Source organism: Chryseobacterium sp. FH2 (assembly GCF_001045455.1).
GTDB lineage: Bacteria > Bacteroidota > Bacteroidia > Flavobacteriales > Weeksellaceae > Chryseobacterium.
The window spans coordinates 288,481-303,610 of the sequence record NZ_LFNE01000002.1; the positions used below are offsets into that span (position 1 = coordinate 288,481).

Genomic DNA, 15,130 nt, shown 5'->3' on the forward strand with positions numbered 1-15,130 from the left:
AGTTTTTTTTTAAATTTAAACATTGGATTGGTCAGTTATTTGATTCAGACAAAACCAATTCACACCAAAACAGCAAATTTCAAAATAATAATAATATGGCAATGTTTAATTATGGCGTTGGCGGTAACGAGGTAAAAGTAGACGCTAATGAAGCTATTCAGGACATACAGGAAAATAAGTCACTGATTGTAAGCCAGCTTACAACAGACGAATCTTATGTACCTGAAATTGTAACAGGATTAAAGAATGTGGACGACGTCTTCAGACATTTCCAACCTTCTGTGGCTGTACAGCACGAGACAGAAGACGGTAGTGTGGTAGAAGAGGAATTCCGTTTTCAAAATCTTGCGGACTTCACTCCTAAAAATCTTACTCAGAATTCAAATTATTTACAAAAACTTAGCATGGAACAAGATCAATACAATAAGATTGTCCGCCAGCTAAAAACAAATAAAATTCTGCGTAATATGCTGGAAAACGAGCAGACAAGAGCTGCTTTCGTTGAAGTATTGAAAGAAGTGGCACAAGAACTTGAAAAATAATCTAAAAGACTTTACATTAAATCATGGATAGCAAATTACAGGCAGCTGAAAGCCAACAACAAGGGCAGCAGCAACATGCAGGACAGCCGAAGGGTAATCCGCTTGCCGAACTTAATAAAATAGGAGGTTTTGGTTTTGTAGAATCCGTAGTGGATGGCATTGCCAATATGAACCCGACAAGAAAAGCAAGGAAAGAAATTTTCCTTAATGATGCAAATAAAGCAGATGAAAGAAAAGAGCTGCTTCAAAAGATTAATCTTTGGGTGGATCTTTTAGGGCAGAATGATACTGCTGATAAAATGGCAGAAACCTGCAAAACGAAAGCACAGCAGGCAGATCAAAGCTTAAAAACAAATTTAAAAAATACGCTGGATGCAGTTCGTCAATTAGAGACCAACTACAGAACGGTAGCTCAGTTCTATAAAAACACCGAGCTTGACAAAGTTGACAATGTAAGTATTGTGAATGCAAGTCTTGATCAGGTCTCGGACCTAGATAACCCAATTTTTATTGATGCAATTGCAGAAGAATTCAAAAATTATTATGACAGATTAGATCTTAGGGATAATTATTCGATTCTTGCCATTCCGGGATATTTAGGCTCTAATAAAGTGATTGAAAAATGGGCTAAAATCTGTAACGAAAATAAAGTAATGATGGTTACGGATTTTGCCAATCTTGATAAGCCGGATGATGTTGTAGATTTATTCCATTCAGCAAACCTTACAGGTGGCGAGCTTCACAGAAGTAACGTGATTATGACGTGTAACTGGCTTGTGGGGCGTGGAAAAGCTGAAGAAGTAGGTGAAGAAGAAAACGTAGAACTTCCGCCCTCTACTTCATTAGCCGGGAAAATTCATAAAACGTTGATGTCCCAGGTTGCCGCAGGTAAAAAACATGGGAATATTAATGAAGTAGATGCCGTAAAATTCGAATTGAAGAAGAGCGAAATTTCTCAGTTGGAAAAAATGGGGTTGGTTCCTATGGTAAATGAGTACGGAAAAATCATGGCTTTCTCCGCAAAAACACTGTTTACGGGAGACAATATAGGACTTCAGACGTATTCGGTTGTCCGTGTATTTGACTACGTGACTAAAGTTTTACTTGATTTCCTAAACAGAAGAGCTTTCGAAAACTGGAATGCAAGAAATGAAGATGATTTGAGAAGACAAATCGTCACTTTTCTGGATGATATCAAAGGTCCTGATAAATTGATTGAAAAATTCAAAATTGTTCGTTTCGAACAGGATAAAGTAAATAAGGACAGAGTATGGCTTGATATTCGTTTGACGCCTTATTTCCCTACAAAAAGTTTTGTTATCAAACTGGACGGGCATAAAGGAGATGATGGTAATGAATGGGATGCTCAATATACTCAGGAATAATAAACCAGTAATTTTAACTATAAAACCGATGCATTTTTACATCGGTTTTTTTCTACCAAATCTTATGAAAATGAATGTGAAAATTAGGCTTAAATATTTTCTGACTGTATTTTTTGTTGCTTTTTTATGCAGTTGTGAAAAAAAATACCAACGGCCTGATGAATACAATGTCGATCTTTTCAAAGACGAAAGACAGGAAAATACAGCTTATGTGATGAGTGAAGCTGAAGCTTATGATAAGAGTGATATGGTGCTTTCAAGCTCAGATATAAAGCTGATTGACAGCTCTTCAGGTCGGGGAAAATCATTTTTTATATATAAAATTACTTCAGGAAGCGTCAGAAAAACAACTCGTGATTCGGTTGTTGCCTTTCCGATTGAGATACTTTCAACTCAGAAATTAAAATTAAAACAAGATTCATCCTATATTTTCCTTGAAAAGCTAAAAGGTTTCCGTTTTATTGCAGAAGAGAAGAAAATAAAATATCAATGGGTAAGTGCAGCGCCTGTTTATCCTGTAAAAAAAGAAAGTAAATAGTTTATCTTTGCAATTACTAAATAAATGAAGAAGATATAAACTTTTGGAAAAGATTAAAATAGATTCAAGTTTTCAACATGTAGGAAATAAACTCCTGCTTTGGTACAACAAAAACGCACGTGATTTACCTTTCAGACAAACAAAAGATCCTTATAAAATATGGATTTGTGAAATTGTTTTTCAGCAGACTAGAATCAATCAGGGACTGAATCATTATAATAATTTCATTAGAAGATTTCCGGATGTAAAAACGTTGGCCGAAGCTGAGGAAAACGAAGTTTTGCTGTATTGGAAAGGGTTGGGGTATTATTCAAGGGCAATAAATATTCATAAAGCTGCTCAGCAAATCATGAATGATTATCGAGGAACTTTTCCGCATGAATATGATGAAATTTTAAAATTAAAAGGAGTCGGAAAATATACGGCAGCTGCAGTTTCCAGTATTTGTTTTAACGGAAAAATCCCGGCTGTTGACGGTAATTTTTATCGTGTTTTGAGCCGGCTTTTCGCCGATGATTTTGATATCTCACATTCAAAAGCTTTCAATTATTTCTCAGAATTGGCACATTTGATTTTACCTGAAAATGTGGGCGATTTTAATCAGGCGATGATGGATTTGGGCTCCGAAATCTGCAGGCCGAAGAATCCTCTTTGTGAAAAATGTCCTGTCAATGATGATTGTTTAGCTTTTTCATTAGGAAAAGTATCTGAATTTCCTGTTAAGACTAAAAAAGTAAAGTCAGAGGATTTGCATTTAAAATATTACTTTGTTCACAGAAACGGGCGTTTTTTAATTCAGCAAAGAAAAGATGATTTTATCTGGAAAAAATTATTTGAATTCCCGCCTGAGATTTCGGATGAATTAATTCCTTTTATTAAAAGTGTAAAAACAATGAATCATAAACTGACGCATAAAAATTTAAGCATAGAAGTTTTTAATGTTGAGGTAGATTCGGAAGAGGTTTGGACTGGATTTGTTGCTGATAATCATTTTATTATTACTGATTTTGAAGATTCTCATGGAAGATCTTTCCCAAAACCTTTGGAGAATTATATCCAAAATTATAATACGGCTTACAGGATGCTGTGATGTCATTGCGGGAAACAGAGCTACGAAGCAATCTCTAAAAATTAAGTTGAGGTTCTGTCATCACAGCTTGTTCCGTTCAAACGACAGCTATATGTGAAAATAAAACTTCAAGGGCTAAATTTTTTTAAATAAGATTCGAGTTCAAAACTCATTGAATTGCTGAAATTTGTCTTCTGAAATCTGAAATCTAATTTGTACTTTTGCAAAATGATTAAAAAAGTCATTTTTATTTTCGTGTCGTTACTTTTGTTGTCTTGTGGAAAAGATCCTGTTCCCAAGCCTTACGGAGAACTTCGTCTGGAATATCCGGCTCCTAAATATCAGAAGTTTGAGAACAATTGTGCTTATACTTTTGAATTTTCTGATATGGCTAAAATCACAGATGCTAAAAAGCCTTGCTGGTATTATCTGAACTATCCTAAAATGAAAGCGAAGATCTTCGTGACCTATTATCCGATACAGAATGACTTTGCGGATCATATCAAAGAAGCCGAAAAAATGGTTTATGAGCACACTATTAAAGCAAGCTCAATTGATACAAAATCTTTCGAATATCCTGAAAAGAAGGTTTACGGAAACTTTTATGAATTAAAAGGGCAGAGCGCTTCAAACCTTCAATTTTACATTACAGACAGTACAAAACATTTTGTGACTGCATATTTATACTTTAATTCAAGACCAAAGCCTGATTCTTTGGCACCGGCAGTGGATTATATCAAAAAAGATATGAAGCATCTGCTAGACACTTTTGAATGGAAAAATTAATTTACTTTTAATATACTTTGAAAAAAATATGAAACTTTTAGTTGTAGGAAGTGTTGCATTTGATGCAATCGAAACGCCATTTGGTAAAACAGATAAAATCTTGGGAGGTGCTGCTACTTATATTGGTATTACTTCATCCGTTTTGGGCGTAAAATCTGGAATCGTTTCTGTAGTAGGAGGAGATTTTCCGCAAGAACATCTTGATATGTTTACAGACAGGGATGTAAATATCGAAGGAATCGAAATCGTAAAAGAAGGAAAAACTTTCTTCTGGTCTGGGAAATATCACAATGATTTAAATACAAGAGATACTTTGGCTACAGAAGTTAACGTCCTGGAAAACTTCGATCCTAAAATTCCTGATTCTATGCAGGATGCGGAGATTTTATTGTTGGGAAACCTTCATCCTGGTGTACAGCTGTCTGTTCTTGAAAAAATGAACGAACGTCCTAAACTGGTTATTCTCGATACAATGAATTTCTGGATGGATTCTGCCTGGGATATTCTGATGGATATGATCGCCAAAACCGATGTGATTACTATCAACGACGAAGAAGCAAGACAACTTTCCGGAGAATATTCTTTGGTAAAAGCAGCTAAAAAAATTCATACAATGGGCCCGGAATATGTTATCATTAAGAAAGGTGAGCACGGAGCTTTACTTTTCCATGATAATAAAGTATTTGCGATTCCTGCGCTTCCTTTGGAAGAGGTCTTTGACCCTACCGGAGCAGGTGATACCTTTGCAGGTGGTTTTGCGGCCTATCTTGCTAAAAAAGGTAAAATTGACTTTGAAACAATGAAATCGGCATTAATTGTGGGTTCTGCAATGGCATCTTTCACTGTTGAAAAATTTGGTACTGAAAGAATTCAGGAAGTAACCGAATCCGATATGTTCCAGAGATTGAGACAATTCAAAGAATTAACGACATTTGATGTCGAACTACAATAAATAAGTCTTTTTAAGAAATATTTATAATAAAAAATTTAGTGTAATTCGTTAAGAATTCTAAATTTGCAACTTGTTTAAAATAGTATAATGATAAATAAACTAAAAATCACTTTTCTTTTTGGAGTTTTCATGATGATTTTCTCTTCAAACATGATGAAGGCTCAGCTAAAACAAGGAGAATTAGTGGATGGTATCGCTGCTGTAATTGGTGATGAAATTGTTTTGGAGTCTGATGTAAATGAACAGATGAATTATGCAAAACAGCAGGGCGCTGCCAATAATGTCAGTAAGTGTGATTTTCTGGAAAATCTTCTTAACAATAAACTTCTTGTTTACGAAGCTAAAAAAGATACACTGATTGAAAACCGTTCTGCAGCCATTAAAGATCAGGCTAATGCCAAATATCAGCAGTTGCTTTCTCAGTTTCCTGATGAAAAAACAATGTTGACAGCGTATAAGTTCAGAAATGGTTACGAAATGAAAAATGCTATCGAGAAAATCGATACAGATACGTATTACGGACAGGCTAAGTATCAGAGAGTTACTGAAAAAGCTGACGTTACGCCAAACGAGGTTACCGATTTTTATAACCAGTATAAAAGCCAGCTTCCTGAAATAAAGGATGAAATTTCTCTGGCACAAATTGAGATGACTCCTAAGCTTACAGAAGCTCACAAGCAGGACCTTATCAATAGGCTAAAAAAAATTAAAGCAGATATTCAGGGGGGAGAAACTTTTGAAAGCCAGGCAAGAATTTATTCTGAAGATGAGGGATCTACAGCAAATGGTGGTTTATATAAAAACATCAATAAAGGGCAGATGGTAAAGTCGTTTGAAGCGACTGCACTGAACCTTCAGGAAGGAGAATTGTCTGAACCTGTAGAATCCGAATTCGGATATCACCTTATCCAGCTGGTTAAGAAATCGGGTAAGCAATATGATGCAAGACATATTCTGTTGAAAGCAACACCTACGGATGATGAGATTAAGACCGCTAAAGCAAAACTTGACAGCATCAGAGGGCTTATCATTGATGGCAAAATGACATTTAAAGATGCTGCATTTAAGTTTTCAGATGATAAAAGAACAAAATTCAATGGAGGTGTAATTCCTGGTTCTGACGGTTCAAACAAAATTGAAAGAGAAAGTGTTCCGGGAACTATCAGCTACGAATTGGCAGGTTTAAATAAAAATGATATTACAACAGCTTTTGACGATGTAGATGACAGGCAGAGAAAAGTGGTGAAAATCATTAAAATTGAAGATGTGATTCCTGCACACCAGATTAAACTTGAAACTGATTATGACAGAATCAAACAAATGGCGCTCAATAAAAAGAAAGGCGAAATGGTTGAAAAATTTGTAAACTCAAAATTACCGACTACTTTTATTTCAATTGACGGACGTTATGATGATTGTCAGCTCAAAGGAAGCTGGAAGAAAGATTCAATCAAAAAATAAATAAGAGCCTTCAGATTTTCTGGAGGTTTTTTTATTTTTATGTAGATTCATTTTGTATATTCAATCATATTCAAAAAAATGGATTTAAGTTTTTACAATAAAGAATTTAATGAAGCATTAAAAGAAATTCCGAAACAGAATTTTCATAATCAGGGATTGGAAATTTCGGTAGAATTTGTATTGAATTCTATTGCACTTAAAATTTATAATCCGAACTGGACGAGTGAACCAGAATCTCCATTGAATGCAAAAAGCAGAATTTTTTTCTCCATTTGGATTAATAAAAAAACAATCACTGAAAACCGTGTGTATTACAATATTCATGCATTAAAGCTAAGAGAATTAAAAGGTTATAAAATACAAAGCAGAAACTTTGCAGATCTATTTAGAAGTAAATTTTCAAATTTTCAAACAGAGTGGGAAAATATAGACACTGCTCTTGGGCCATTAACATTAATGGAAGGCTGGATTAATTTAAATAAAGAAACCATAAAAAGTGATATCATTAAATTGTCTGAAAACTTTTTAAAAGTAAGTCCTATTATTGATTCTGCTTTGAATAATTTTAAATATAAATAATGATTTTTGTTGAAAACATTCATGAAATTTGACATAAAGATACTTCTCCAAAACACCTGTTTTTAGTATTTTTACGACATGAGCAACTTTATAGATTTCAATTCGGCTAAAAAACTTCATGAGATGCAACACAATCAAAATAAAATTACACAACTTTTTAATATTCAGTATCCAATCATTCAGGCGGGGATGATTTGGCATTCCGGCTGGAGATTGGCTTCAGCGGTTTCCAATTGTGGAGGATTGGGTTTAATCGGCGCAGGAAGTATGTATCCTGACGTTTTAAGGGAAAATATTCAAAAGTGTAAACACGCTACGGATAAACCTTTTGGAGTGAATGTACCCATGTTATATCCCAACCTTGATGAAGTTATTCAAATCATTTTGGAAGAAGGAGTGAAAATTGTTTTCACATCAGCCGGAAATCCGAAAACATATACAGAAACTTTACAAAAAGAGGGTTTAAAAGTTGCTCACGTGGTTTCCTCTACAAAATTTGCAGTGAAATGTGAAGATGCAGGTGTAGATGCTGTTGTAGCTGAAGGTTTTGAAGCCGGAGGTCATAACGGAAGAGATGAAACAACAACTTTTTGTCTGATTCCGAATGTAAAAAAGCATATTTCAAAACCATTAATTGCAGCTGGTGGAATTGCTTTAGGCTCACAAATAAAAGCCGCGATGATTTTAGGAGCCGACGGAGTTCAGATTGGCTCCCGTTTCGCAGCAACTGTTGAAGCAAGTGCCCATGAAAATTGGAAAAATAAGATCACAGAGCTTCAGGAAGGCGACACTCATCTCACATTGAAAGAGCTGGCGCCTGTAAGAATGGTTAAAAATAAGTTCTTTAATGAGCTGGAAGATATTTATAATGTTGGACGAAATAAAGAGGCTTTGGTAGCATCTTTAGGCCGTGCAAGAGCCAAACGCGGAATGTTTGAAGGAGATATGGAAGACGGTGAACTGGAAATCGGTCAGGTTTCTGCTTTGATTGATGAAGTTCTTCCCGTAGAAACTGTTTTTAAAAATTTATTGAAAGAATTTAACGAAGCTAATAATCCTGTTTTATAATTAAAGTTTAGAGTAATGGAGGGAAGGATAATAGATGTAAATGGTAAAAAACTTTATATAGAACACAGCAATTCGTTTAAAAATAAACCAACAATCGTTTTTTTACACGATTCTTTAGGTTCTGTTCAGCTTTGGAGAGACTTTCCTTTAAAATTAGCAGAAGTGACGGAATGTAACTTTTTGGTATACGACCGTTTAGGATATGGAAAATCTCATCCAATGCCTACACATGAAAGGGAGAATGATTATATGGAGCAGGAAGGGGATGTACTAAATGATTTGCTGACGAAATTAAATATTAATGAAACAATTTTATTTGGTCACTCTGATGGAGGAACTATCGCTTTGATTATCGCTTCGAAATATCCCGAAAAGGTAAAAGCTTTGATTTGTGAAGCAGGACATATTTTCGTGGAAAATATTACAGTTAATGGCGTAAAAGATGCTTTTGAAGCTTATCAAGCTACAGATTTACCTGAGCGTTTGAAAAAGTATCACGGTGATAAAGTTAAAATGATTGTAAAAGCCTGGACAGAAATTTGGTTAAGCGAAAGATTCAAAACCTGGAACATTGAATATTTGTTAAAGAATATTACTTCACCGTTATTATTTATTCAGGGAGAATCTGATGAGTATGGAACTTTAGATCAAGTGGAAAAAACAATCAGTCAGGTAAGTGGCTGTGCAGAAAAATTTATTATCCCGAATGTTGGGCATACTCCGCATAAAGAAATTCCTGACATTGTTTTAGATAAATCAGTTGAATTTATTAAACGGCAATTAGAAAATAATTGAATATATTTCTATGGCAGAAAAATAAGCTGTGGCACACTTGATTGTTATAGAAGTTTTAAATTTTTTACTTTTTTGATTTCAATTCCTGAATTTCTGACTTTAATGTTTTGTTTTCTTCTTTTAATAGGTGAATGTAATCTTGTAAATTTTCAATAATAGAATTTGGAATATTAAAGTATTGATGATAATAATTTCCAGAATTATCATTAAAAGTGGAATTGTCATTATGCACTATTCCTAAGCCGTTTTCTTCTTTTAATTCTTCAACGGGAACATTTAAGGCTTTTGCCAGTTTCTCCCATTCTTCATCATGTATTCTCGTTTCCCCACGCTCTTTACGTGAGTAATTGGAAGTGTCAGTAGATAGTATTTTTGCCATTTTTTCCTGAGATATGCCCTTTTGTTTTCTTACATTTCTTAATTTTTCTTGAATCATTGTGCATCTGTTTTTACAAATGTATGCAAATTTTGTACAAATTTTGCGCAAAACCTGCACAAAAATTACCAAAAAATTGCAAGTTATTTCTTACTTAGGTGAGGTATAAATTTTTAGTTTTGAAATGTCAATAGTGACAAAAAACAGAAAAAAAATTATTTATGAAAAAATTAAAAAAACTTTCGAGAAATCAATTGAAAAAGATTGAAGGCGGAGCTAAGTACATGGAAGTACCTGTTAGTGAGGCACAACCTTGTTATTGCACAACTGAACAAGGATCAACATTTTTGGGTTATATGACTTATGATGGTTGTTATTATGCTTGTACGAAAAGTCTTGACAGTCAACCAAAATAAATGTTGAAATATAATAATTAACATTCCTTACTGTTATTAGTAAGTAACAGTAAGGATTAAAATTTTCAGATGTTTAGAATATTCTTTTTATTAATAATGAATTTTGTTTCAGCGCAAAATTATCGTTTTGTTTATGAATACAAAATGAAACCTGATTTTATTATAAAAGATTCATTAATTACAGATTATATGAATCTTGACGTAGATGGTAAAAAATCTTATTTTTATAATGCTACTAAATATGAAAGAGATTCGGCCTATAGTGTAGATAAAAATTTTAATGCTCTTATTAGATATAAAAAATATGATAGGAATTTAAATTATATCATTGAAAAAGATTATCAAAAAAAAACAGTTGATCTGTATGATAAGTTTAAAAGCGTAAATCTAATAATATCTGAAAATGAATTTCCCAGATGGAAAATTGAAGATGAATTTTTGAAAATCAATAATAATAATTGTCAAAAAGCAACAACAAATTATAAAGGCAGAAATTGGGAGGCTTGGTTTAGTAAAGATTATCCAATCAGTGACGGACCATATAAATTCTTAGGGCTTCCTGGGCTTATTGTTAGATTAAAGGATACAGAGAATAATCATATGTTTGAATTAGTACAAATAAAAAAGATAAACTTAATATTTCAACTTTTACCTAAAGTTACTAAACAAGTAAAGGCTAATGAATATAAAAAATTATTGAAGAATTCAATTTTTAATTCAGCAGAAGATGTAGAAAGCATTCATGCTAATCCAAAAGCTGGAACACTAGGAGTTCAATTAAAAGATGGTTATGTGGGGCATTTTGACTTTAATGAATTAAATAAAAATAAAAACATTAATGAAGAGCTAGCAAAACGTCTAAGGAGAACAAATAATCCGATAGAAATAGATTAAAATTATCATTTTATGTGTGAATTTTGAAATATTCACATTATTCTTTATATTATTATGAGAAACAAATTTCACATTACAATAAAATTTTTTATCCTTTTATCAATTTCTTGCAATTCTATTTTCTGTCAAAATAAAAATATAAAAATTGCCACTCTGGATAGAAAAAATGCATACGATAAAAAAATACTTTTCCTTTCTCCTAAATTTGATAAAAAGTACTATAATAAAAATACAGAAGAGGATTCAGCGTTTTTAAACAATGGTAAATTTGAGTTCAGTATGTCAAAACAAGCAGATAATTTCCCAAGGCCGTATAAATTTATTTTAGAATTACAAAGAAAACAGATCTATAGGTATACAGAATCTTTTTATTTTGATAATAAATCTAAAAATATAATTTTTGATTCTGAAAATGGAAAAATTATTGATGATAATGAAAATACAGAATTGAAGAAACAAATTTTTTCTTACGAAAAGTATATGAAGAACACTATCATGCAAAAAAAACAATTGGATAGTGTAAAATATGCTTCATACAAAAATAATAGTTTTGAAAAAATTAAAGACAGCTTAAAAGGTAAATATGAAATTCTAAAGCTAAAAGAACAAGATTTATTATATAATTACTCAAAATTAAATCCTAATTCAATAATATTATTTTGGGAAATTGTTGACCGCATAGAAAAGGATGGATATGATAAGAAATATGAGCTGATTTTTAATAATTTGTCTAAAGAAATAAAACAATCTTTTCCGGGAAAGATATTATATAATCAATTTACAATATTACAAGAAAATATCGAGGGAAACCTTTTCAAATTTAAAATAAACAACACAAACATTACGGTTTCTAAAAAATTTACACTAATTGATTTTTGGTTCTCTCATTGCAAAGCTTGTCTTGAGGAAATGCCAAAGTATAAATCTATATACAAAAAATATAAAAATAATGACTTTGAGATTATTGGAATATCTACCGACAGAACCAATTATATTGATGATTGGAAGAAAGTAATAAATGAAAAAGACTTACCGTGGTTGAATCTCTTAGATGAAAATAGTGTTGAAGCCCAAAAATATAATATTAATAAATTTCCGACAACCTTTCTTTTAGATAAGGAAGGCAGGATTATTAAAAAAGATATATCCCCTGAAGAATTAGAGAAATTTTTAGATGAAAATATGAAATTATAATTATTCTTATAAAAGCAGTAACATTTCTGATTTAATATTTTCCTTCGCCTGCTTTTCGTATTTTTCTTTAAAAGAATCCGTCTTAAAAATGCTTTCAAGTTCTAGAAAATGTTGGAGAACTTTTCGTCTCCCCGGTTTGTAAAGAAAATCAGGATAAATGGAATATTCCTTTCGTATTTTTTTAGTGTAATCTAAGTACGTTTGATTATCTTTTCCTAAAATAGATAAATCAGCATCTAAAAGATAATTGATATCATTGTTTTCTGATTTCTGATGAGTTTTTGTTGCTAGAATTTGAGTATAAATTTCTTCAATATCCGATCTATTGAAATTTAATTTTTGGAGTATTTCTTTTACAAAATGGGCACTTTTTTCTTCATTAGATTTTGAAGAAGCATTATAAATTATATCATGATAAAAAACAGAAAATGAAATATTTGTAAAATTTAAAATTTGATCTTTTACCTCATCAAGTTCTGAAAACATATTTTCAAGATGATCAAGACTATGGTAATGCCTGCTTTTTTCTGAGTATTTGTTTTCAATTTCAAGCCATAAACTTTTAATAAGATTTTGATCTTGAATATATTGTAAACAGTTTTGTTGAAATCTTTCTTTCAAATTCATCATTACATATTTTAGATAAAAAAAGGAACTTTAAAAAGTTCCTTGATTTGCTTCTAGATTTGCTTTCAATTCGGACCAGCCACCACCGTTGTAGCCATCTTCCAAACCTTGTGAATTAAGGTATTCTAAAGCTTTCCCACTTCTGTTTCCACTTCTGCAGAATAAAATTACGGGTTTTTCGATAGACAAAATTTCGTCTTTTCTGTCTTCTACTTCACCTAGCGGAATATTTTTAGCACCTTCTATATTTCCGTCCATTTCCAATTCCATAGGTTCGCGAACGTCGATTAATTCATAATTTCCTGATTTTATTACTTCTGATAAAGACATAATTGTTATGATTTAGAGTTAAAAATATAAAATGGATTTTTTAGAAAGATACATACCTTTGCTCAATAAATCCAAAGTCTAAACAAATTTATAAAATAATCTTAGTTTTGCAATGCGAAATGTATGAATTCAAGTGCCGAAAAATATTCACAGCTTATTAAAACCAAAGCAAAAAGTTTTGGGTTTCAGGATTGTGGTATTTCGAAAGCAGATTTTTTGGAAGAAGACGCTCCGAATCTTGAAAAATGGCTCAAGAATAATTTTCATGGAGAAATGAAGTACATGGAAAATTATTTTGATAAAAGATTAGATCCCCGGTTACTGGTTGAGGGTTCAAAATCTGTCATTTCACTTTCTTATAATTATTTTCCGGAAGAAAAAATTTCGACTTTGGAGAATTTTAAAATCTCAAAATATGCTTATGCAGAAGATTATCATGAAGTAATTAAAGAGATTCTCAGGGAGATGATATTGGAATTACAACAGGAAATCGGAGAATTTGGCTTTCGTGTATTTGTAGATTCCGCACCGGTTTTGGAAAGAAGCTGGGCTAGAAAATCAGGAATTGGCTGGGTAGGTAAAAATGCAAATTTGATTACAAAACAAAATGGGTCATTTTATTTTTTGGCTGAAATTATCTGTGATTTAGAGTTGGTTCCTGACCATGAAACGACTGACCATTGCGGAACCTGCAGAAAATGTATCGATGCCTGTCCTACCAATGCTATTATTTCAGAGAAAATTATAGACGGAAGTAAATGCATCTCTTATGCAACAATTGAATTGAAAAATGAAATTCCTGATTATTTTCAGGATAAGATGGATGACTGGATGTTTGGCTGCGACGTTTGTCAGGACGTTTGCCCATGGAACCGCTTTTCTGTACCTAATAAACAAAGCAGATTCAGGCCTAATGAAGCATTGAAAAATTTCAAAAAAGGAGAGTGGAAAGAACTTACTCAGGAATTATTTTCCGAAATCTTTAGAAAATCACCTGTGAAAAGAACCAAATTTGCAGGCCTGAAGCGAAATATTGAGTTTTTAGATAAGTCTGCGGGTAAAAAATAAGTCAGATTTTTGGAGACAAATCCCCGGTTGGAAATTTTTATATTCCAAAACTAAAGCGGTTAATCGGCCATTCCTTAAATTTTTGTTTTAAGGAGGTGAAAATTTGTTTAAGTAAAATACCTGTAAAAGCCTTTCCTAAAAAGAAAAATTGACCTTCAGGAGAAAAATTTCTCGCCGAAAATCAACGTCTTTTTTGTACTCTTTTTGGAGCTACTTTTACTCTTACTTTAAATCTTTTTTGAGATTTGATGTTTTTACGCATATTTGTGAGTATTTCGTAACTAAATATAGTTAATTTTTCGATAAAAACAGATACTTTTACGAAAAAATATCAATTAAATTTTATTAATCTAAATTAAACATAACCGTGAAAAAAATGATCATCCTCTTATTAAAAGCAATAGGTGTTATTCTGGGAGTTATCCTTTTGTATGTTGCTTTAGGATATGCATTGCCTTTTATTGAGGTTTCTGCGAAAGATGACGGACAAAAGAAAGAAATCCCGATTTATATTTATACAAACGGTGTTCATACGGATATTGTGATGCCTGTGAAAAATGATGTACAGGATTGGAGTGCGAAGATCCCTTTTGCAAATACACTTTCAAAAAAAACAGATTATAATTATATAGGAATTGGTTGGGGTGATAAAGGTTTTTATCTTGACACCCCAACTTGGGCGGATCTGAAATTTTCAACCGCTTTCAAAGCTACGTTTTGGTTAAGTGAATCTGCCATGCACTGTAGTTATTATAAAGTAATGAAAGAAGGAGCTGATTGCAAAAAAATTATGATTAGCAGAAATCAGTATCAAAAACTTGTGCAGTTTGTTGATGAAAAATTTGATAAAGATGAAAACGGGGATTTTATTTTGATCCCTACCAGCGCGGTATATGGCAATAATGATGCTTTTTACGACGCAAAAGGTAAATACAGCTTCTTAAATACCTGCAATACTTGGGCAAATGATGCTCTGAAATCTGCAGGGCAGAAAGCTGCATTTTGGACACCTTCTGATTATGGAATATTTTTACATTACAAATAAATAGG

General features: G+C 32.4%; 18 protein-coding genes. 15 read left to right on the forward strand and 3 right to left on the reverse strand.

The features are described 5' to 3' along the window. Positions 1-95 precede the first annotated feature (95 nt). The 10 genes from ACM39_RS04180 (at position 96) to ACM39_RS04225 (ending at position 9,175) form a co-directional block, all read left to right on the forward strand. Positions 96-542 (forward strand): type VI secretion system contractile sheath small subunit, encoded by a 447-nt coding sequence (locus tag ACM39_RS04180; RefSeq protein ID WP_048509941.1) that lies wholly within the window; start codon positions 96-98, stop codon positions 540-542. A gap of 23 nt (positions 543-565) precedes the next feature. Then, positions 566-1,927, forward strand: coding sequence for a DUF5458 family protein (locus ACM39_RS04185; protein ID WP_048509765.1), 1,362 nt, complete (start codon positions 566-568; stop codon positions 1,925-1,927). Between the two features lie 70 nt (positions 1,928-1,997). Beyond that, positions 1,998-2,465 (forward strand): hypothetical protein, encoded by a 468-nt coding sequence (locus ACM39_RS04190; RefSeq protein WP_228377052.1) that lies wholly within the window; start codon positions 1,998-2,000, stop codon positions 2,463-2,465. A 43-nt stretch (positions 2,466-2,508) separates the two neighbouring features. Then, positions 2,509-3,555, forward strand: coding sequence for an A/G-specific adenine glycosylase (gene mutY, locus ACM39_RS04195; RefSeq protein WP_048509766.1), 1,047 nt, complete (start codon positions 2,509-2,511; stop codon positions 3,553-3,555). 207 nt (positions 3,556-3,762) lie between these two features. Further along, positions 3,763-4,320 (forward strand): gliding motility lipoprotein GldD, encoded by a 558-nt coding sequence (gene gldD, locus ACM39_RS04200; RefSeq protein WP_048509767.1) that lies wholly within the window; start codon positions 3,763-3,765, stop codon positions 4,318-4,320. A 28-nt stretch (positions 4,321-4,348) separates the two neighbouring features. Next, positions 4,349-5,272 (forward strand): PfkB family carbohydrate kinase, encoded by a 924-nt coding sequence (locus ACM39_RS04205; protein ID WP_048509943.1) that lies wholly within the window; start codon positions 4,349-4,351, stop codon positions 5,270-5,272. An 87-nt stretch (positions 5,273-5,359) separates the two neighbouring features. Next, on the forward strand, positions 5,360-6,733 hold the full coding sequence (locus tag ACM39_RS04210) for a peptidylprolyl isomerase (RefSeq protein WP_048509768.1): 1,374 nt from the start codon (positions 5,360-5,362) through the stop codon (positions 6,731-6,733). 78 nt (positions 6,734-6,811) lie between these two features. Further along, the gene (locus ACM39_RS04215) at positions 6,812-7,312 is read left to right on the forward strand and encodes a hypothetical protein (RefSeq protein ID WP_048509769.1); all 501 of its coding nucleotides are present in this window, start codon (positions 6,812-6,814) and stop codon (positions 7,310-7,312) included. 78 nt (positions 7,313-7,390) lie between these two features. Beyond that, positions 7,391-8,380, forward strand: a complete 990-nt coding sequence (locus ACM39_RS04220; protein ID WP_228377053.1) for an NAD(P)H-dependent flavin oxidoreductase — start codon at positions 7,391-7,393, stop codon at positions 8,378-8,380. 15 nt (positions 8,381-8,395) lie between these two features. Beyond that, a complete protein-coding gene (locus ACM39_RS04225; protein ID WP_048509770.1) occupies positions 8,396-9,175 on the forward strand; it encodes an alpha/beta fold hydrolase in 780 nt (259 codons plus the stop codon). A gap of 64 nt (positions 9,176-9,239) precedes the next feature. Here ACM39_RS04225 and ACM39_RS04230 read toward each other — a convergent pair whose 3' ends face one another. Beyond that, entirely contained in the window at positions 9,240-9,611 is a 372-nt protein-coding gene (locus ACM39_RS04230) for a helix-turn-helix domain-containing protein (RefSeq protein ID WP_048509771.1), read from the reverse strand. 161 nt (positions 9,612-9,772) lie between these two features. Between ACM39_RS04230 and ACM39_RS19090 the strand changes: the two genes are divergently transcribed. The 3 genes from ACM39_RS19090 (at position 9,773) to ACM39_RS19155 (ending at position 12,055) form a co-directional block, all read left to right on the forward strand. Beyond that, on the forward strand, positions 9,773-9,967 hold the full coding sequence (locus ACM39_RS19090; RefSeq protein WP_131701405.1) for a bacteriocin-like protein: 195 nt from the start codon (positions 9,773-9,775) through the stop codon (positions 9,965-9,967). A gap of 69 nt (positions 9,968-10,036) precedes the next feature. Continuing rightward, complete coding sequence (locus ACM39_RS04235; protein WP_082140517.1) at positions 10,037-10,861, forward strand: GLPGLI family protein; 825 nt, start codon at positions 10,037-10,039, stop codon at positions 10,859-10,861. Between the two features lie 447 nt (positions 10,862-11,308). Next, positions 11,309-12,055: a TlpA family protein disulfide reductase gene (locus tag ACM39_RS19155; RefSeq protein WP_228377054.1), complete on the forward strand. Its 747-nt coding sequence runs from the start codon at positions 11,309-11,311 to the stop codon at positions 12,053-12,055. Positions 12,056-12,061: 6 nt separating this feature from the next. On the opposite strand, the gene ACM39_RS04245 is transcribed toward ACM39_RS19155, so the two are convergent. Together ACM39_RS04245 and ACM39_RS04250 are read right to left on the reverse strand one after the other, a co-directional pair. Then, positions 12,062-12,682 carry a hypothetical protein gene (locus ACM39_RS04245; protein ID WP_048509774.1) on the reverse strand — a complete coding sequence of 207 codons (621 nt, stop codon included), beginning with the start codon at positions 12,680-12,682 and terminating at the stop codon, positions 12,062-12,064. A gap of 30 nt (positions 12,683-12,712) precedes the next feature. Continuing rightward, complete coding sequence (locus tag ACM39_RS04250; protein WP_048509775.1) at positions 12,713-13,012, reverse strand: rhodanese-like domain-containing protein; 300 nt, start codon at positions 13,010-13,012, stop codon at positions 12,713-12,715. 123 nt (positions 13,013-13,135) lie between these two features. Between ACM39_RS04250 and queG the strand changes: the two genes are divergently transcribed. Together queG and ACM39_RS04260 are read left to right on the forward strand one after the other, a co-directional pair. Then, entirely contained in the window at positions 13,136-14,080 is a 945-nt protein-coding gene (queG, locus tag ACM39_RS04255) for a tRNA epoxyqueuosine(34) reductase QueG (RefSeq protein WP_048509776.1), read from the forward strand. Positions 14,081-14,447: 367 nt separating this feature from the next. Further along, positions 14,448-15,125 (forward strand): TIGR02117 family protein, encoded by a 678-nt coding sequence (locus ACM39_RS04260; protein WP_048509777.1) that lies wholly within the window; start codon positions 14,448-14,450, stop codon positions 15,123-15,125. Positions 15,126-15,130: the final 5 nt, after the last annotated feature.